The organism is Gluconobacter sp. ESL1110 (genome assembly GCF_058107395.1).
In genome coordinates this window covers 453,227-472,867 of sequence record NZ_JBYLUK010000008.1, presented here as the reverse complement: position 1 = coordinate 472,867, position 19,641 = coordinate 453,227, and the positions used below count along the sequence as shown (strand labels likewise).

16 protein-coding genes and 1 pseudogene are annotated in these 19,641 nt (G+C 52.4%); 11 read left to right on the top strand and 6 right to left on the bottom strand.

The window, feature by feature from the left end; translation table 11 throughout:
- Positions 1–138 precede the first annotated feature (138 nt).
- The 3 genes from AC3B6F_RS10705 to AC3B6F_RS10695 all read left to right on the top strand — a co-directional run bounded on the left by AC3B6F_RS10705 (position 139) and on the right by AC3B6F_RS10695 (position 5,035).
- Positions 139–2,628 carry a phosphocholine-specific phospholipase C gene (locus AC3B6F_RS10705; RefSeq protein WP_489824340.1) on the top strand — a complete coding sequence of 830 codons (2,490 nt, stop codon included), beginning with the start codon at positions 139–141 and terminating at the stop codon, positions 2,626–2,628.
- Between the two features lie 857 nt (positions 2,629–3,485).
- Positions 3,486–4,175 (top strand): flavin reductase family protein, encoded by a 690-nt coding sequence (locus AC3B6F_RS10700; protein WP_489824339.1) that lies wholly within the window; start codon positions 3,486–3,488, stop codon positions 4,173–4,175.
- Between the two features lie 32 nt (positions 4,176–4,207).
- Positions 4,208–5,035: a methylated-DNA--[protein]-cysteine S-methyltransferase gene (locus AC3B6F_RS10695; protein WP_489824338.1), complete on the top strand. Its 828-nt coding sequence runs from the start codon at positions 4,208–4,210 to the stop codon at positions 5,033–5,035.
- A gap of 445 nt (positions 5,036–5,480) precedes the next feature.
- On the opposite strand, the gene AC3B6F_RS10690 is transcribed toward AC3B6F_RS10695, so the two are convergent.
- A complete protein-coding gene (locus tag AC3B6F_RS10690; RefSeq protein WP_489824337.1) occupies positions 5,481–6,416 on the bottom strand; it encodes a LysR family transcriptional regulator in 936 nt (311 codons plus the stop codon).
- A gap of 163 nt (positions 6,417–6,579) precedes the next feature.
- Here AC3B6F_RS10690 and AC3B6F_RS10685 point away from each other — a divergent pair, with 163 nt between their 5' ends.
- The 4 genes from AC3B6F_RS10685 to AC3B6F_RS10670 are packed head-to-tail and all read left to right on the top strand — an operon-like array spanning position 6,580 to position 9,336.
- Positions 6,580–7,788 carry an MFS transporter gene (locus AC3B6F_RS10685; RefSeq protein ID WP_489824336.1) on the top strand — a complete coding sequence of 403 codons (1,209 nt, stop codon included), beginning with the start codon at positions 6,580–6,582 and terminating at the stop codon, positions 7,786–7,788.
- A gap of 35 nt (positions 7,789–7,823) precedes the next feature.
- Positions 7,824–8,303 carry an aldo/keto reductase gene (locus AC3B6F_RS10680; protein WP_426067769.1) on the top strand — a complete coding sequence of 160 codons (480 nt, stop codon included), beginning with the start codon at positions 7,824–7,826 and terminating at the stop codon, positions 8,301–8,303.
- A gap of 16 nt (positions 8,304–8,319) precedes the next feature.
- Positions 8,320–8,652 (top strand): aldo/keto reductase, encoded by a 333-nt coding sequence (locus AC3B6F_RS10675; RefSeq protein WP_489824335.1) that lies wholly within the window; start codon positions 8,320–8,322, stop codon positions 8,650–8,652.
- A gap of 24 nt (positions 8,653–8,676) precedes the next feature.
- Positions 8,677–9,336, top strand: a complete 660-nt coding sequence (locus tag AC3B6F_RS10670; RefSeq protein ID WP_211569299.1) for an SCO family protein — start codon at positions 8,677–8,679, stop codon at positions 9,334–9,336.
- Here the strand turns inward: AC3B6F_RS10670 and AC3B6F_RS10665 are convergent.
- The 4 genes from AC3B6F_RS10665 to AC3B6F_RS10650 form a co-directional block, all read right to left on the bottom strand.
- A complete protein-coding gene (locus tag AC3B6F_RS10665) occupies positions 9,333–10,682 on the bottom strand; it encodes a PepSY-associated TM helix domain-containing protein (RefSeq protein ID WP_489824334.1) in 1,350 nt (449 codons plus the stop codon). The genes AC3B6F_RS10670 and AC3B6F_RS10665 overlap by 4 nt on opposite strands.
- Before the next feature lie 8 nt (positions 10,683–10,690).
- Positions 10,691–12,946 (bottom strand): TonB-dependent receptor family protein, encoded by a 2,256-nt coding sequence (locus AC3B6F_RS10660; protein WP_489824515.1) that lies wholly within the window; start codon positions 12,944–12,946, stop codon positions 10,691–10,693.
- Positions 12,947–13,078: 132 nt separating this feature from the next.
- Positions 13,079–13,471: a hypothetical protein gene (locus AC3B6F_RS10655; RefSeq protein WP_023941808.1), complete on the bottom strand. Its 393-nt coding sequence runs from the start codon at positions 13,469–13,471 to the stop codon at positions 13,079–13,081.
- Positions 13,472–13,677: 206 nt separating this feature from the next.
- Positions 13,678–14,295, bottom strand: coding sequence for a TetR/AcrR family transcriptional regulator (locus AC3B6F_RS10650; RefSeq protein ID WP_489824333.1), 618 nt, complete (start codon positions 14,293–14,295; stop codon positions 13,678–13,680).
- Positions 14,296–14,397: 102 nt separating this feature from the next.
- Between AC3B6F_RS10650 and AC3B6F_RS10645 the strand changes: the two genes are divergently transcribed.
- Complete coding sequence (locus tag AC3B6F_RS10645) at positions 14,398–15,549, top strand: FAD-dependent monooxygenase (protein WP_489824332.1); 1,152 nt, start codon at positions 14,398–14,400, stop codon at positions 15,547–15,549.
- Between the two features lie 48 nt (positions 15,550–15,597).
- Here AC3B6F_RS10645 and AC3B6F_RS10640 read toward each other — a convergent pair whose 3' ends face one another.
- On the bottom strand, positions 15,598–16,506 hold the full coding sequence (locus tag AC3B6F_RS10640; protein ID WP_489824331.1) for a LysR family transcriptional regulator: 909 nt from the start codon (positions 16,504–16,506) through the stop codon (positions 15,598–15,600).
- A gap of 96 nt (positions 16,507–16,602) precedes the next feature.
- Here AC3B6F_RS10640 and AC3B6F_RS10635 point away from each other — a divergent pair, with 96 nt between their 5' ends.
- From AC3B6F_RS10635 to AC3B6F_RS10625, 3 genes and pseudogenes are all read left to right on the top strand, one after another.
- On the top strand, positions 16,603–17,490 hold the full coding sequence (locus AC3B6F_RS10635; RefSeq protein ID WP_489824330.1) for an alpha/beta fold hydrolase: 888 nt from the start codon (positions 16,603–16,605) through the stop codon (positions 17,488–17,490).
- Between the two features lie 351 nt (positions 17,491–17,841).
- On the top strand, positions 17,842–18,543 hold the full coding sequence (gene pxpB, locus AC3B6F_RS10630) for a 5-oxoprolinase subunit PxpB (RefSeq protein WP_489824329.1): 702 nt from the start codon (positions 17,842–17,844) through the stop codon (positions 18,541–18,543).
- Between the two features lie 14 nt (positions 18,544–18,557).
- Positions 18,558–19,532 (top strand): annotated as a pseudogene (locus AC3B6F_RS10625) (5-oxoprolinase subunit C family protein).
- Positions 19,533–19,641 lie beyond the last annotated feature (109 nt).

Here is a 19,641-nt window from a genome sequence, read left to right as displayed (position 1 = left end):
GTTGCGATATGGGCGTTAAAAATGGAGCGGAAATGATATGTACCCGTTCCATTTATTTTCCGTCACGGAAGCCGATAGTTTGCTTTATCGTGCTGATCAAACAACAATTTTTTATGAAACTGTCGGAAGGTCATTACAGTGACAACACGCAGAGACTTTCTGAAATATGCCCTCCTGTCCGGTGCGGCCGTCGGCACGACTGTAGCGTTGCCTTCGTCTATCCGGCGGGCTTTTGCAATCGCACCGGAGGTTGGCTCGACATGGAGGGATGCCGAGCATGTCGTGATTTTGATGCAGGAAAATCGCTCATTCGACCACGTTTTCGGCGCTCTGCAGGGTGTTCGAGGATTCAATGATCCAAGAGCAATGCGCCAGCCGAGCGGTGTTTCGGTCTTTGCGCAGGCCAGTGCGTCAGGCGAAACCTATCTACCTTGGCGCCTAAATATCAGAGATACACGGGTGACATGGATGGGGTCGATCCCCCATTCACGTGACAGCCAGGTTGATGCCTGGAACGAGGGCGGTCACAATCAATGGATTGATGCAAAGAAATCGCATCATCAGGGGTATGATCGCTATCCGTTAACAATGGGGTATTATACTCGGGAAGATTTGCCTTTTTATTATGCTCTGGCAGATGCATTTACCGTTTGTGACCAAAATTATTGCGGTGCGATGACCAGCACGACACCTAATCGTCTGCTGTTTATGACTGGTACTGTGCGAGACCGTCAGGATCTAACGTCAAACGTCTATATGCGTAACGGTGAGATCCTCGAAGGAGGGATGACTTGGACGACTTTCCCCGAGCGCCTGGAGCAGGCAGGAGTATCGTGGAAATATTATCAGAACGAACTGACCCAAACTGGTGGTATGACCGAAGACGAGCGCGGATGGCTTGGTAATTTTGGCACTAACGTTCTGGAATGTTTCGACCAGTATTGTGTTTCTGCCAATCCGGGGTTTGGTGATTGGCTGGAGGAGCGGATTAGTGAGTGTGAGCACCATATTGATCGCTTGAACAGCCGGGAGATGCTTGTCTCCGAGAGCCATAGCGAACAACTGACGGAAGCACGTGCCCTCTTGGAGGTTCTTCTACGACGGCGCTCGCTCGTTGGGCATACAAAAGAAAAGCTGACACCCGCAGAACGTGCTCTTTTTGAAAAAGCGTTCGTGATCAATGATCGTGACAGTGACTATCGCAAGTTGGAAAAACTGACCTTTCATGACGGTGAAAAATCCCTGCACATGGAAGCCCCGAAAGGCGACATCCTCTACCAATTCCGTAAGGATGTGAAGACGGGGAACTTGCCGACTGTATCATGGCTTTCCGCACCTGGGCATTTCTCTGATCATCCGACCTCGCCCTGGTACGGGGCGTGGTATGTATCGGAAGTCATGGATATCCTGACTGAAAATCCGGATGTCTGGAAGAAGACAATCTTTATCATCACCTATGATGAAAATGACGGATATTTCGATCATTGCTGTTCTTATGTCGCGCCCGATCCCAACCGGCCGGAAACGGGACGGTCTTCTGCCGCCATTGGATCAGATGGTCTCGAATATACAACGGCACAGGATGAGATAAATCGGGGCGTGCCAGACCGTCTGGCGCGAAGTGGTCCGATCGGACTCGGCTTTCGCGTACCAATGATCGTCGCGTCGCCTTGGAGCCGGGGAGGGTGGGTGAATTCTCAGCTTTTTGAACACACCTCGACCTTACGCTTTCTGGAAACCTTCGTAGAGGCAAAGTTTGGCAAGACGGTAAGAGAAAGTAATATCTCACCTTGGCGACGTGCGATCAGTGGTGATCTGACGTCATGTTTTCGTCCTTATGACGGACACGTCCCCACGTTGCCATATCTTGATCGCAATACGCATTTGCACATGATCGAGGAAGCCCGTGATCGACCCATGCCGGGCGGCTTCCGTGCCCTTTCGACCGATGAGGTTAAGGCACTCCACAATGAGCATGACGGAATTGGCAAAACCGTCATGCAGGAACCAGGATCACGACCGGCTTGTGCACTCCCCTACGAACCGTATTGCGACGGAGGGTTGGATAGGGAAGGTGAAACTATCACACTGAATCTACATGCCGGTACAGGCCTATATGGCAGCAGCGCCGTTGGACTTCCCTTTAATGTCTATTGTCATGGTATCGATACGCAATCCGGTATGCAATCGGCGACTTATGCCGTCGCAGCAGGCGATACATTGAACACTGGTCTCGATATTTCGATGTTCAGAGAGAGCGTTTACGATGTCTCAGTTCATGCTCCGAATGGTTTTTACAGGCGCTATAAAGGGAAGTCGAAAGGACTTCGGATACATGCGGCATGTGAGTATCTACGGGGCACGAAGAAGGATCTCGTCCTGCGCCTGACCAATCGCGGGGACGCGACGGTGCACATCGCGAGCACGATAACAGGTCAGGGCGGAGAGAGAGTTATGAAAGTTGCTGCCGGACAGAATATGGAAATCGTCTTCGATCTCACGCAGCATGCGATGTGGTATGATGTTGTGCTGACCAGTTCCGATGATGACAGTTTCCTCTGGCATTTCGCGGGGAGGGTGGAAACAGGTCATCCCGGACAGACGGACCCGGCAATGGGGTCGCTCTGAATTTCATTCTCCCGACGTGCTTCAACCAGGCAACCGTCATGTTCTGGCTGAAGCGCGACACTCAATTTGGAAGTGAGGGACACACACTATGGGACCTCTTTTTCTGATGGGGCCAAGAGCGTATTAAAGTCCGTTTAGACTGCCTTTAATGTTCTCGCTATTCACATCTAAAACAGTAATCTGAGAAGCGGCGAGAACTGGTCGCAATGGAGCAAAAACAGCTGGTGTGAGTCCAGCCTGATCTTCCAGGTCATGTACCCTCAACTGTGCTCCAATTGCCTGCTCATATACCGTTTGTAGAACATCTGACATTGCTATCGCACGTACTCGTGCAGTCGCTTCCATCGCGTGGTATCCATCAAACGGTCAAGCCGAACGAGGTGACACACTCGTGAGTCTAACAGACAAAAGGCTTGCCACGATAGACCAAGCTGTCGAAGTGTAGGTCAAAACATATCATCATGTGGTGAGTGGCATGAACGAAGAAGAACGTAGAAATATCTCATATATTTTAAAAATATTTCCCATAAAATTAAAAGTAATATGTATTAAATTTTTATCATAAAAATTCATTATATTTGATAATAATAGGGTAATTTTTCTGCGAAAAATACCTATATTACCTGTTTATATGAATTATTTATTGGAACTAGAACGCCAAATATTCGGAATAATCCTTCCGGTCTATTTTCCGAAAGCAGTAAGTTCTTCTTGGAAGCGGACATCTGAAAGTAGTTTGGGCAGTCTCGGTAATCTCCACCCGTGGAATAAGAAAAACGTATTCAGGGCAAGAAACGGAGTTCGTAAGCGATTGGAGAGCGACATAAGGAGTCATATTTATCTCTAGGAGTTTTCCGATGAACGATCCACATGTCACGATTGAGCCGTCCATTCTTTACCTGGGTACCCCGGTGGTCCTTATCAGCACGGTTAATGAAGACGGAAGCTCCAACCTTGCGCCGATGTCTGCCGCGTGGTGGCTGGGCTGGAGAGCCATTCTGGGGCTTCAAACCGCATCAAAGAACCCCCAGAATATGTTACGGACAGGACAATGCGTCCTCAATCTGCCGCCTCCCGCCCAAGCTGAATCGGTTAACAGGTTGGCTCGTCTTACCGGGAGTAAAAGCATTCCTGAATTCAAGCAGAAATTGGGCTACACTTATGAGACTTCCAAGTTTGAAGTTGCGGGCCTTACGCCCATAGCGTCTCAAACAGTTGAAGCGCCTCGTGTTCTGGAATGTCCGGTTCAACTGGAAGCTGTTCTGGTCGCGCAGCACGGTATTATGGACGATGATCCTCAGGTTGCGGGCCTCATCTCAGCTTTCGAAGTACGTATTACGCGTGTTCATGCGCATCCGAGCATACTCATGGAAGGATACGAGAACAGAATTGACCCGGATAAATGGCACCCTCTCATTATGAACTTCCAAAAACTGTACGGAGTTTCTGATGTTCAGGTCGTGCCATCCCGTCTCGCGGAAATTGATGAAACAATTTATCGGATGCCTGATGTAGATCGGGCGCGTACAGAAAAGAACTTGCTCTGATAACGGTTTGAACGCAACGATTGACCTGCAAAATGAAGAACGCCGCAGCCGTGACGACAGCTTGTCGCCTTATCGAGGAAAGTGAAGAAAGTCTTTCCCTGACAGATCTTGCGCAGGCGGTTGGCCTGAGCAGCAGCTATTTTCATCGCACCTTCAAGGTCCATACCGGCCTCACACCCAAGGACTATGCTGCCGCACATCGTGCAAAGCGCGTTCGCGCGGCGTTGGCGCGCGAGGCAACCATCACCAATGCGATCTACGATTCCGGCTTCAGTTCCAGCGGTCGGTTCTACGAAACGTCTCGTGCCATGCTTGGTATGACACCGTCACGCTACCGAGAAGGAGGAACCGACGAAGACATTAAATTTGCGATTGCAAAGACCACGCTCGGTGATCTGCTCGTGGCTTCAAGTGCCACAGGAGTAGCCGCTATTTTACTCGGTGATGATGCAGAAACTCTTCTTCGCCAACTGCAGGATCTGTTTCCGAAAGCTCGCTTACTCGGTGCCGAAAAGGACTACGAAGCGGTCGTGGCTCAGGTTGTCGGATTTATTGAAGCGCCCAAAATTGGACTTCATCTGCCGCTGGATATCAGAGGTACAGCATTTCAGCGAAGAGTATGGCAGGCCCTCCGCGATATTCCGTTTGGGCAAACATGGTCTTACACTGCCGTTGCGGAATATATTGGTATGCCACGCGCCACACGGGCAGTTGCTAAAGCCTGCGCTGCTAACAAGCTCGCTATCGCAATTCCATGTCATCGCGTTATTCGCCGTGACGGCGCGCTTTCTGGATATGCATGGGGTGTGGACCGTAAAGAAATTATACTCGATAGGGAGAAATTAGAAAAAGACATGTAAATATCAAGTAATTTTCTAAAAACTATTTATAAAAAGTGTTTTCATTTTGAATTTAAGATAATAAAATTTAACATTTTTTACTATATTTTAAAGTTATGCATTTTTTTAGGAAATATATTAGATCTTGTTAGGACTCGAATGGTAGAACGGACTGCATAGCTACTTATGATGAGCATGATGCAGTCTATCTTGTCTGATACCGCATGGTTTGTCTGGGAACCTTTGATTGAAGAAGTCCGTTTTTTGGCATCATCAGAACGGTGCACAATGGCGCGCTCTGCCATCTGAGTTTGGTCCCTGGCGGCTTGCGGTGTGTGCTACAATCATCGCGAGCTGAAATGGTTGCGCAGCCATTTTCCAAAAGACGACGCGTTTGTGGATGTGGGGGCGAATATGGGGTTCTTTTCTCTCTATGCGGCCTGGCGGGCAATACACGTCATCGCCGTTAAGTCGAACCCGCTCCTGTTCGAACGGATGTTAAACGCAATGAGTGCGGATCACTGAACAACCTCTCTGCCATGAAATCCACAAAGATCCGGATTTTGGGTGAGAGTTGGCGACTTGAAGGCCAAAAGACACGAAAGATACAAGAGTTGCGAACGGCATCCTCCATAACGCTGATGAGGATTCCGGCTTCCACTTGCTCGCGGATGGCAAAATCTGGCAGACAGGCGATGCCCAAGCCCTGTTCGGCCATATAGACCAGCGGTTCGATAATGCTGGAGGTAGCGGCCGTTGGCGGTTCGCTGACAGCGCCGTTTCGTCTTGCGGCAAGAGGCCACTCCTCCAGCTTTCCGGTGCTAGGATAGCGGTGGCGCAGGCCTCGATGAGTGGAGAGATCGGCGAGTGTCTCGGGAACGCCGCGTTCGGCAAAATAGTCCGGCGATCCGACCAGCTTAAAACGGAATCGGCCAAGCACACGCGTCATGAGGCGGGAGTCGCTAGCTTTGCCCGTGCGGATCACCGCGTCGAAGCCCTCGTCGATCACATCAACCAGCCGATCGGTGAAATCGAGATCCAGTTCAATATCGGGATAAGCCCGCATGAAAGCGGAAAGCGTCGGCATCATCAACATGCCTACCAGCGGCAGGCTGATACGGAGCTTGCCGCGCGGCTCGCTTAAGGTTTGAGATAGTTCCAGTTCCGCAGCCTCGATTTCGCAGAAGATGCGGCGGCAGCGTTCGAGGAATAGCGCGCCTTCCGGCGTCAATGTCACGGTACGGGTGGAGCGATGGAAAAGCCGCACTCCGAGCCGCTCCTCCAGTCGGGCGACAGCTTTGCCTATGGCCGAAGATGATAGGCCAAGCTGCTTGCCTGCCGTTGTGAAACTACGAGTTTCCGCCGCCTGGACGAAGGCGTTGAGGGAACCGAGGTTATCCATGACATCAACCTATTGAGGAATATATGTCCGATATGTTGTGAATTATAGACATATTATCGCAGTTGGCCAGCATGTTTAGCCTGCATGTCAGAGTCATGGCCGGAGGATCGGCGCTTGCGTCGGAAACGGCCAGCGTTTGCCGGCTTTTTACACAGGCAGAGCAATGGCAGTTACAACCGAACCCGAAAACATTACTGATACCAGGCGCGCGCCCACTGCTTCCGAACGCTTCCCTCTCATTGCGCTATTGGCATTGGCCGTGGCGGGTTTCATCACAATCTTGACTGAAGCCCTGCCGGCGGGCCTTCTGCCCCAGATTGGCGTGAGCCTTTCGATTTCCGAAGCCCTCGCGGGGCAGCTTGTCACCATCTATGCTATCGGCTCCCTAAGCGCAGCCATTCCGCTGACAGTGGCGACACAGGGAATGCGTCGTCGCCCCCTGCTGCTGATCGCCATCATTGGCTTCGCCGTTGCCAATATCGTGACAGCCATTTCGGCGAATTATGTTTTGACCTTGGTTGTCCGGTTCATTGCTGGTGTTGCGGCCGGATTACTATGGGCACTCCTTGCAGGTTATGCCGCCCGCATGGTGCCGGATCACCTGAAAGGCCGGGCCATTGCCGTTGCGATGGTGGGAACTCCTTTGGCGTTATCATTGGGTATTCCGGCGGGAACCCTGATCGGCACCGCGATCGGTTGGCGTGCCTGCTTCGGGCTGATGAGTGTTCTGACGTTGATCCTGGTTCTTGGGGTATTGGCGAAGGTACCGGATTTTCCGGGGCAGGCAGCAGATAAACGCTATTCGCTCGGTCCTGTATTCCGCATGGCGGGTGTGCGGCCGGTGCTGTTCGTAACACTGACTTTTGTCCTAGCTCACAACGTCCTTTACACCTATATCTCACCATTCCTTGCCTCCGTCGGCATGGCCCGGAAAACCGACCTTGCGCTCCTCATCTTCGGCATGGCGTCGCTGGCCGGAATCTGGATCATCGGTATCCTGATCGACCGCTACTTGCGCCAATTGACACTTGCCAGCGCTGTATTGTTCGGGCTGGCCGCGCTGGCACTTGCTGTCTGGAATGATGTGCCCGCGGTCATCTACGGGGCCATTGCCATTTGGGGGCTTGCCTTCGGAGGAGCCGCCACGCTGTTTCAGACTGCGCTTGCCAATACGGCAGGTGACGCTTCTGATGTCGCGCAATCCATGCTCGTGACTGCCTGGAATATGGCGATCGCCGGCGGCGGGATCATTGGTGGCTTTCTGCTCGACAAGATCGGTGTTGGAGCCTTTGCACCGGCTATGCTTTGCCTGCTCGCTACAACTCTCGCAGTTGTCTGGACGGCGCATAGACATGGCTTCCCTTCCGCATAGCGCCGATGCCGACAACTCACATCAAGGGACAATTCATGGATTATACAAAACTTGGATTGACCGGCCTTAACGTTTCACGTCTTTGCTTGGGGTGTATGACTTTTGGCATGCCAGATGCGGGCGTCCACAGTTGGACGCTTGGAGAAGATGACAGCCGATCGATCATCAAGCGGGCCGTGGAACAGGGAATCAATTTCTTCGATACCGCCAATAGCTATTCGGCCGGCACGTCCGAGGTGATTGTCGGCAAGCTGCTCAAGGAGTTTACCCGCCGCGATGAGGTTGTCATCGCAACCAAGATATTCTTCCCGGAGCGTATGTTGGAAGGCGGTGCAGCGCCCAACCGCAAGGGCTTGTCCCGCAAAGCGATCATGACTGAGATAGACGCAAGCCTGACACGCCTTGCAACCGATTATGTTGACCTCTACCAGATTCACCGCTGGGACTACGGGACTCCGATCGAGGAGACGATGGAAGCCTTTCATGACAGCGTGAAGGCTGGCAAGGTACGGTAATATCGGTGCATCCTCAATGTTCGCATGGCAATTCGCTAAGGTGCAGGAGGTGGCGCGGGCCAATGGCTGGACCCGGTTCGTCAGCATGCAAAATTACGTGAATTTGCTTTGCCGGGAAGAAGAACGCGAGATGATCCCTCTCTGCAGGGATCAGGGCGTGGGCCTCGTTCCGTGGAGTCCCATGGCGCGTGGTCGATTGACGCGTCCTGCGGGAGAGCAGACGAAACGTAGTGGGAACGATGCCTTTGGCAGGTCGCTCTATGCGGCGACGGAAGAGGCGGACAATGCTGTGGTTGTCCCTTCTGTAGCTCCAAAGCCAGCTATGCGCATCGCATGCTTCGTGTGCTAGGATGATATGTTAAGGGAGGATATTATGCCAAACCGCGGTGGGGAGCGTAAAAAATCAAAGCAACCTACTCAGAAACAACCCGCTCGTCTCAATGAAGCAAAGAAACTGGTTGCTCCAGTGGTGATCATCGCGGTTCTCTTTCTCGGGGCAATCGGGATGCGCGGCATTTTTCTTAATCGAACTGCACATGCCTTGGGCGGCCCTTATACGCTTATCGATACGCATGGCCATACTATCACCGAGCGCCAGTTTCAGGGGCGCTATACGCTGATTTATTTTGGATACACGCACTGCATAGATGTCTGCCCGTTAACCCTCGAGACCGTCACGCAGGCTCTCGATCTTATGGGAAAAGAGGCACATCATATTGTGCCGCTTTTCATCACGGTTGATCCATCGCGTGATACCCCTGAGATTGTTGCCGATTACGTCAGTCATTTCTCTCCTGACATCGTTGGGCTTACGGGAACGGAATCTCAGATTCACGCAGTTATTGAAAGTTTTCACGTCATGGCGCGACGTCGTGGCACCTCAGCAAATCATATGTCCTCAGACTATCTTATGGATCACAGCTCTGTTCTGTATTTGATGGATGGTGACAATCGGCTTGTGTCTGTTCTGCCAGTCGACACAAGCCCACAGGAAATCGCTACACAACTACGGCGTTTCGTTCCTGCTAGTTAGTGACGGCGATGGCTGACGACTTGTGAGAGTAGGGTTGCAAGGCAGAGAAGCAAAAGAGAGGCTCCAAGTTCCGGCAGGAGCAGTCCCAGTACAATCAAGACAACCACAGCTCCCACACCAATCTTTTGGCTGGGATCGACAGACGGCACTCCCAGTTCTCCTGGTGGTTTGCGCCTGAACCACAAGACGAGTGCTGCGGTACTCATTGTGAGTAGTCCGGCCGCTACAAGAAAATTCAAGAGCTGATTGGCTTTCCCGAACAACTGTCCCTCATGTGCTGCAACTCCATATCCGATGACGCGATCAGCCAGTGCTTTTTCTTCAAAGCGATGGACTGATCGTACCGACCCGGAGGGATCCACGAGTGCACTGATGCGGTTTGGACGGTTTTGCGTGTCTGAACGAACGGCCCACGCTGTCTCTCCCGCTGAAGGAGGCGTGACGAGAACAGGTGCTGGAAACCCGAGTTGCAAAGCAGCCATCACAACTCGGTTCAGATTGTCTGGAAGGGGACTGTCCGACATAGCGGTGGGCCCCATATCCATACTTGGCATTGTATCGATATGTTGAGGCGAGACCGGGCGTCCTGCAATCCGATTACGTTCAGAAACAGCCCCGATTTCCCAGTCGGGAACCGAGGTCAGGCGGCTGAATTGTGTTTCCACACGAGCCAGAGCGTGCCCCCAAACAAAAGACCACGGCAAGCCGGAAACCAGAAAAAGCACCAAAAACGAGGAGACCCACAGCCCTGTTACCGCATGGAGGTCTCGCCATCGGGCGCGACCGTTTCGGGTGATCCGTGGATAAAAAACACCCGCCAAGCCCTGTATACGGCGTGGCCACCAAAGATACAGGCCCGTAGCAATCAGCACGATTGTCCAGGACGCCACCATTTCCATGATGATGGAGCCAGTATTCCCCAATAACAGCTGGCCGTGCAGTTTAAAGATGATGCGCTCAAAGCGTTCTTCTTCAGGAACCTGTTTGAGAACCACGCATGATGTCGGATCAACATACACTCGTATGGCTGTGCCCTGGCGATCAACGATTACCCGGGCAGCGCTGGAAGTCGTCTCCGGAAGTTCATAGGCTAGAAAATGGCTGCCAGGGACAGCATTGAGTGCCGTCCTGACTTCCTGTACCGGAGTTGAATGTGTCGCACCGCCTGCGAGATGATCGTAACGCCAGTCGATCCAATGATCTACCTGCGGTTTGAACAGGTAAATTGACCCTGTGAGGCACAGCAACATAATAAAGGGCAGACAGAAGAGGCCAGCAAAGAAATGCCATCGCCAGATCGTCCGATAATCGGGCCAGAATAGGGTTCTGGAAGCGTTCATCATCATAGATACCTTCAGAACTTGATCCGCACACCACCAAAAAACGCTCTTGGCGATCCAGCGTAGATGGATCCTGTTTTATTGGCCAAAACACTCCGCCCAGCCTGCTGTCCAGTTGAGAGGAGTGTATCACTGATGTCAGTCGCACCAGCGGCATAAACTTGATTGGTTACGTTCTGCACTTCAAAGTAGCTGTGCAGACGGTGAGCCCAGCCCAGACGCTCTGGAGGATCGTAATGAACCTCCAGATTGAGCAATGCGTAGGAGGGGGCCTTGAGAGTATTGGCGTTATCGAGGTAAAATGAACTTCTCCATGTCACTTCTGCAAAGCCTCCCAGCCCCTGCAGCCATCCGTCTGGCTGATCATAGAGAACACGCGCATTCAGGAAATGCGGCATGACACCAGGGATGAGGTTACCCTTTCGCGAGAAACTTCGCGCCATCGTGCTGTTGGACAGGGTCTCGCTGTATTTTGTGTAGATCTGGTTGTCATAGGTATAAGACAGCTTCAGCCGCCCACCTGGCATAGAGGCGCGCAATGGCTGCCATGTTGCGCCCAGTTCAATGCCACGATGCTCTGAGGCCGGGGCGTTGAAGGTATAACTTTCTGCGGACGTATTGACACCTGCCGACTGGCTGACAAGTTCGTTCCTGTAGAACTCATAAAAGCCAGTGGCCTGAATATTGATGCTGGGCGACGGGTGCCATTCGGCTCCCAGATCAAAACCGAGACTTGTTTCGCTTTTGAGCTGCGTGTTGTTTCCGTAGGTTCCCTGAGGAGTTACGAAAAAACTGGAATAGCCGGGCGTGGCGTAGGCTGTTCCAACACGACCGTGCAAAGTCCAGTCTTTGGTTGGCGTATAAACTAGCGAGGCTTCAGGTGTGAGATTGAAGAAGCGTCGATTGGCCGTGATATTGTGCAGAGAGGTTGAACTTGCCGATCTATTGTAGAGCCTCTGAACTGCTCCAACATCAGATTGCGTGCCACCAAGTCCGATCACAGCATGCCAAAGCTGAGAAAACTGCCAGTCTTCCTGAAAGCGGAGGCCGATGTTCCACTGATGGCCGTATGACGTAGAATTCAAAGCACCGCGTGTCGCGCCGCCTTGCGGGGTCAGATTATAAACCTGATAGCCATAATCCATGTAGTCGAAGCCGGCACCGACAAAACTGGTCAAGGGCGTTTTCCCGATACGGCCACGGTTCGTCAGATCCGTCTGCAAATTATAGGAATTAAACGGCCCTACAAAAGCCGTTGTCGATGTTGGCTGATCAGTATGACGTTGATCGTAGGTAAACTGGGTACGCCAGGTTGTTCTTGGATTGAAGTCATGCTCCCATCGAAGCCCCACAATGGTGCGTCTGTCAAAACGTCCTAGCCCTGCCTGCTGGGGACTCATCGTTTGGCGGGGCCCATAAGCACCATTCACCAGAAGATTGACCGAAGCGCATCCAGCAGCAGCCGATGCCGCATTTGCGCAACTATTTTGGTAGGGATTACTGCGAAATTGGTTGAGAGAGAGGCGTAGCGGCAGCGATGTATCCGTGACGTTATTAACGAATTTTAGAATGAGGCGATCTGATGAGGTCAGATTGACCCGCAGCCGCATATTCTCGGTAGACGTGTTGTACTGGCTGTTCGCGATAAAGCCCTTGCCCCGCACATCGCTGCCAAACAGCATGAAGTCGTAGCGTTTATTGCCTGCACCAATCGTTATGTAGTTATTGAACAGACCGAAGCTGCCAAAGTCTGAGCCCAATTCCAGACCGTGAATGTCAGACCCATTTCGTGTGCGGAAGTTGATTGCCCCGTTAATCGCGTAATTACCGTACAGCGTAGAGGCTGGTCCCTGAAAGACGTCCACGCCTTCATAGGCATGCGGATCGATCAAATCTGCCCGAGCCGTACCATCGGATTGCGTCATGGGAAACCCGTCTTCCGTGACCTGAAGGTTCTTCAGACCATAGGACTGACGTGCGCCAGACCCACGGACGGAAACGACGCTGTCACGCGGCCCATTGCCCTGTAGGACCGTCACACCGGGAATGGTTGCGACCATATCACTCACGGTCTGGGCTGCTTTGTTCGCGAAATCTGCACGTTCTGCGCTGTATGTTGTTTCACCGGTTGGGTGAAGAAGTGCCGAGCCACGCGCGGCGCCTCGTACGATGATGCTTTCAGAAATTGGGCCCTGATGCGGCACGGATTTGGCCATCGCGGCTTTACGGGGACGGGTATGAGGGCGTTGAGCCTGAGCCGGGACGCCCATTAGGAAAACGCATCCAAGCACGAGCGAGCCGAGAGGACGGCTTGATTCAAAAGAAATTGTCATCTCTTTGTTCTGATCTAAAAAACGCAGAAAACCTTTCATCGTAGAGACGAGAAAGGCGCTCATTCAGTGTTAGATCAGATGGGGAGGACCCTGAGCATAAATGCCCGACAGCCGCCACAAGGGAGGACCTCTTACTGGCGGGAAGCACCAGAAAACGTGACGGCTTGTTAGATAAACCGCGAGAAAAACAGCAACGACGCATCCGGTTAGAAGGATCGTCAACAGGTCGTCGATTACCGCAATGCCATCACCAACATCCGCTGCGTGATGATGATCAGGGGTATGCGTACCAAGGTCCTGACTGTCGCAAAGGGTCGACAGGTTGGCGAACTGTTTTAACGGATCATCGAGAAGGGACTGTGGTAAAGGCAGACTTCCAACGCTGAGGCGAATAGTGATGGCAAGCAGAACCAGCGGCCAAAAGACCAGAACTCCTCTACTTTGCCATGCACTTTGCATCATTCTTCTTCATTTAAAGAGGCTTGCCGCACTGCGCCAGATAGAAATTTTTTTCTGGTCGTTTGGGTGTGATGCATGTGCTCCAATTTTTTGCGCGCTCCACGTCAACTGGCGATGTCCGCTTTGCAAAGGGTCATTCACTGGCGAGAATATCTGACTCGTAGGCCTTAGCCGAAATTTTCAGGCGACGCTTCTGTCTGCTGGACACATTAATCTGGCCATGTTGCCAGCAGAATTAAGGGAAGTGCCATCTCGATAAAGGTACCGACCGGGTCGGGTGTATCGAACAAGAGCGCAGGTCGGCCTTCTATGACCATATGCGCCAACCCGTGGGCGGTTGCCATTGCGCTGGCCATGTGGGGACGAAAGACACGCTTGTTCACATCTGGCGGTTCCTGTCCAAAATATGCGGCTGCTGCGTGTCCATATCGGGTGAGTGCCTCAAAAGAGGCCTGCATGAAGGCAGGATCCTTGAAATCGATCAGGTCAACACGGCAGATCAGGCGAAATAGCCCCGGGTTAAGCGCCGCAAACGTCACATACCCCAGCGCCTGTGTGCGGAGATCCTGAGCCGGTCTGCCAGATGAGGGGAGAGCATTCAGTTCGGCTCCAAGCTTTTCGAAAGTCCGGACGGCGACAGCTGTCAAAAGCCCTTTCGTGCCGTTAAAATGATGTGAGGGAGCTCCGGGAGAGACGCCAGCAGATTTGGCGGCCTTCCTTAAGGTAAACCCTTCGACACCTTCCGTTCGAATGATCTCCTCCGACGCTACAATGAGCGCTGTTTTCAGGTCGCCATGATGATAGCTGTCTCGGGCTGCCCCACTCATACCGTCTCCTGATCATTCATATAAACATTGTTCAGATTGATGCCATCTCCAATCTATGCAATGTTCAGATGGACAATGCCACCTTCCTTGGAAATGCATTATATGACACAGCGCGCACTGATCGTAGGTCTCGGTATTGGCGGTATGTCTGCGGCCATCGCCTTAAAGCGTCAGGGCTGGACACCGGTGATTATTGAACGTGCTCCGGAGCGGCGAAAAGGCGGTTATTTCATCGGTCTGCGCGATGAAGGCAAAAATGCCGCCGCAGCTCTGGGTGTGCTGGATGTCATGGAAAAAAGAACCCCGGACAACATCCGGTTCTGGGATGTGCGCAAGGATGGCACGCGCAGACGCATTGCTGATCTGACGCAAGAGACGAATGCGCCGATCGCCGTACTGCGAGGAGATATCGAAGAGGCTCTCTGGCACGGAATTGCAGGACAGGTGGACGTCCGGTTCGGTACCGTACCTTCGGCGATTGTGAATGGCGATACACAAGCGCAGGTCACACTCCGAACGGAGGGCGGTAAGGAAACGACAGAAACTTATGACCTTGTGATTGGTGCTGACGGAGTGCGCTCGACCGTTCGCAAGCTGGTCTTCGGCCCAGATGAGGCATTCTTCCATTCAGTTGGCACGATGCTGTGTGCTTTTCCCCTGGCGCGGCCCGTCGAGGGCTTCAAAGCTGGTGATGGCCTTATGGTCGCAGATGTAAAGCGCACTCTGACTGTGTTTCCGCTGGAAGGACGTCCCTCAACCGCACTTTTCTCATACCGAACCAGAAATCCGGAAAGAGCCTCAAGAAAAGACCCGCTTTCCACGCTGCGCCAGATATTTGCCGACCTGGATGTGGGCGGGATTATTTCCAAAGCTCTTGAGGATCTGGCAACAACGAATGACTTCCTTTTTGATTCCGTTCAAATGGTCAAAATGCCCCGTTGGTCGAAAGGTCGAGTTCTGCTTCTTGGAGATTCAGCCTGGTGTCTGACCCTGTATTCAGGCATGGGGGCTTCAGTCGGTATGCTTGGTGGACAGGTTCTCGGTGAAGCTCTTGCGGCCTGTCCGCACGATGTTGATGGTGCGCTGCAAATGTTCGAGGCCCGGATGCGTCCATTTGTCCGCAAGCATCAGAGATTCATCGCTCTGCGTTCCCAGTTGTTTGTCCCATCAAACCGCTTTTCGCTCTGGGGGCGCCGTGTTCTATGGCAGATCCTCCTGCGTTCCAGGAAATACCTCTCCCGCAAGAGTGCATGAAGAAGGAAATGACAGAGCAGTTTGATATTCTCTATTCCTAAGATGCGATTACGCTTCATGACGACTAGTCTTTGCATAATGCGTCAACTCTCTCACCAGATAATCGAACGTCAGTCGAATGCGACTGTCTCTGCGCATGTCGGGATGAATTGCAACCCAAACATCCATCGAGAAAAGCAGGTCGGTATGAAGAACGGGAACGAGATTTCTGTCTTGTCTAGCAATTCCCAATTGGCTTGCACCAATACCGAACCCCGCACGTAACGCTGCAAGCTGCGCAAGATCACTATCCGAACGGAATGCAAACATTTCACGGGTAAGCGGTACTCCCATCATTTCTATCATTCGAGAGTGAGCTGGATTCCGATCATATCCAATCAATGTATGTTGACGCAGGTCGTGGAGACACAGCGGCATCGGATGCTCTTTCAGGTAGCGCTGGTGAGCGTAAAGTCCTGCGTCAATGTTTCCAATCCGTCTGGCCACCAGAGCGGCTTGGCTGGGTCGGACCATTCTGACGGCAACATCTGCGTCGCCGCGCAACAAGTCCTCATTACGGTTCGACAGGACGAGCTCTACCGAGATTTGGGGATAGAGTGTGTGAAACCCGGTGAGGAGCGAGGGAAGAACTTCGCCTCCGATCACTTCGCTCGCGGTGATACGTACAGTTCCTTGCGCCTCATCGGCCTTACCGGAGACCGCACGCCGTGCCGTCTCAGCGGCCGCAGCCATTGCCTCAGCTGAGGGGATCAACCGCAAGCCCGCTTCTGTTGGTAACAGGCCCTCAATAGAGCGCGTAAAGAGCTTAACCCCGAGCGATGCCTCAAGCGCCGCAATTTGGCGGCCCATAGTGGGTTGCGTTGTAGCGAGCGTGCGGGCAGCACCTGATAGGCTTCCTGCTCGCACAACCGCAAGAAACGCCCGAAACAAGTGCCAGTCTGGGACATGAGGATCCATACATTATTGTATGCTCAATGTGCATTATTGGACAATTAATGTTTGGAGGCTTGCGGCTTAGGGTGTGGATAAATCATCCCTATCTGGACAAATCTTATGCCAACCAAATCCATGCCTGGTGTCTCCATGGTCAATCAGGGCCCTAGCCGTCATATGGAGAGACGCGAACCAATCACCTCGGAGACCCGTTTCCTGCAGGTCGATGGTGGTCACATCGCCTACGACGACACAGGTGGAGATGGTCCACTAATCCTTGCGATCCCTGGAATGGGTGATCTGCGATCCGAGTATCGGCTGTTACGCCCAATCCTGCAGAATGCGGGTTATAGGGTAGTTACCATGGATGTTCGCGGCTTTGGTGAGACGTCAGCGCAATGGTCCGATTATTCGGCGCATGCTGTTGGACGTGATGCGCTGGCGTTGATCGAACATCTGAAGGCCGGACACGCAGTTATTCTAGGCAACTCATTCGCTTCAGGATCCGCGTTGTGGGCTGCATACCATGAGCCGACGCGGGTGAGCTGTGTGGTATTGCTTGGGCCTATTGTGCGAGATCTGAAGATGTCGTGGTTTGCAATGCTTGCCTTGCAGATTGGCTTCGCGGGGCCATGGCGGGTTTGGTTCTGGGCCACTTACTGGAACAGCCTGTTCCCGAACAGAAAGCCTGCGGATCAGAGACAGATCCAGATTGCTATTATGGAAAACCTACGTGAACCGGGGCGGATGGCAGCGCTCCGAACAATGATCGGCCTATCGAAGGCAGATACCGCCGCTCTTATATCCCGTAGCCGGATACCCGCCCTTGTGGTGATGGGTACTCGTGATCCAGACTTTCCAGACGCAGAAGCCGAGGCACAGTGGCTCGCTACCCAACTTCATGCTGATAGCCTGATAATCGCTGGTGCGGGACACTATCCACATACCGAAATGCCGGAACGAGTTGCTCCTGAACTGCTGTTGTTCATTGCGCGAATACAGGGTTAACTTGGGATGATGTCGCAGTTTCCAGACGTGCCACCAGTTCTTTGCTCGTTGACAACGTAAAGGCTGTCGATGCCCATGTAACCGCTCACGACGACGCGGTTTTCCGAAGAAAATGGACTGGCGGTGCTACATGTAGCAGAATTTTTTTCTCAGCCATCTGGCTTACGTTTTGGCTATGAGTGCTGATCCTAATCAAATATGGCTCATAAGTTTTGACGATAATACAATTACAAGAAAAGATTTCGATGAAAGATACCAACTGTGGTCTTGATAAGAAGATCGAATGATTGATTCCAGAATTTCCAGGCGTGGCGTGTGAAAACGCTGGATCGATAGGCTGGAGAATATTTCATGCTGCGAACAATGGCTGGAGAGCTAGGTGACGGGTCGATGGAGCAAAAAAAAGGCCCATTACTCAGCATGATAGGAACGCGTACGATGCTGTTTGAAGCGCCCGGAGATTTTACACTTGCTCAGCAGCGTCGCATTTGGGCTCTCACCGAAGTGTCCCGTGATCGCCGCGATGTCGCTGAAGTCATTGTTGGCGTCACCAACCTTATGCTGGTTTTCTCACAGGAGCCTGAAGATCCGAAAGTTGTAGCGGACTGGCTTCTAAAAGCCTGGGAGACGCTTCCGCAGCGTCATATTAAGGGAAAGCTGTTTGAAATCGGCGTCCGTTATGGTGGTGAACTCGGGGAAGACCTTTTTCACGTCGCAGAACATGCATGTCTTTCCCGAGAAGAGGTCATTTCCCTTCATCATGGGGTCGAATATACGGTCTGTGCCTTGGGGAGTGTTCCGGGTTTCGGGTACCTTCACGGACTGGATCCAAGGATTGCAACGCCTCGGAAATCGGTGCCCTCTCTGAATATGTTAGCCGGAACTGTAACCATCGGAGGAATGCAGGCCGGCATATCGGCTTTGACTGGTCCTAATGGGTGGAATTCAATCGGTTTTACGGAAATATCTCTATTCAATCCTGTAAAGGACTCTCCTTCGCTATTTGCGATGGGGGACCGGATCAGATTTTATCCGGAAAGTATTGATCTGTGATTACAGTTCTTCAGATGCAGCCACAGAATACTGTTCAGGATCTGGGGCGTTTCGGATACCAGGAATTGGGTGTCGGTCCCGCCGGAGCAATGGATGGTGTTGCGCTTCAGGTCGGGAATATCCTTCTGGGAAATCAACATGACGCGGCGGCCCTTGAGATCCAGACGTTTCCTTTTGTCGTCAGCTTTGATGAGGCGCGTTTTGTTGCTGTTACGGGGGGAAATGCGAAGCTCGACCTGTCCGGCCAGTCCTTTCTTCCATGGATTCTGAAGCGCGTTGAAGCAGGTCAGACCCTGACGATCTGTCGTCCTACTGTTGGTGCGCGCGTGTATCTCTGTGTGCAAGGAGGGATCGACGTTCCTGCAATCCTTGGGTCACGTAGTAAGCAGTTGCGAGGTGGTTTCGGGGGATTCGAGGGACGTTTTCTTGAAAACGGGGATGTTCTGAAAACAGGCGACGGGCCAATAAGGCGTTCGCTTTACGGCGCTTTGCCACCGGGCCAGAGGCTTGAGCAACTGGATCCAGAAAAAGGTATCGTCGGGCGGAGAGCTATTCCGGAGACGGACTATTTCCGGTTTCCAGAACATGCCCGTCGTCGTTTCTGGAATACGGACTGGAAAATTTCTCCACAGACCAATCGCACAGGGTATCGCCTGAAAGGTGAACAGGTTCTTCCGGACAAAGCGGTCGAACTCCGCTCCTAGGGTGTGGTGCCCGGTATTATACAGGTTCCTCCTTCAGGCGAGCCGATTGTGCAAATGACTGATGCCAATACGGCTGGAGGCTATCCCAGGATTGCATCGGTTATCGAGGCAGATCTCTGGAGGCTTGGTCAGGCACCGGTTGGAGCCAGAATAAGGTTTATCCCGTGTCATCACGCCGAAGGAATTGCTACGATGAGGGCTGTCACGTCGTATCTATGTGATCTTATGCAGATTACAGGTCTATATCAGGGGGAGCGCAACACGCTCCCACGGGCTGTTTCCTGACGCCTTGAAATCATCTGCCCAACCATAGTAAAACATTATTGTTAAGAAACGAATCTCTATGAGAGAACTATTCATAATCATCCTACACTCTTGAAAATCTAAAAGGGAT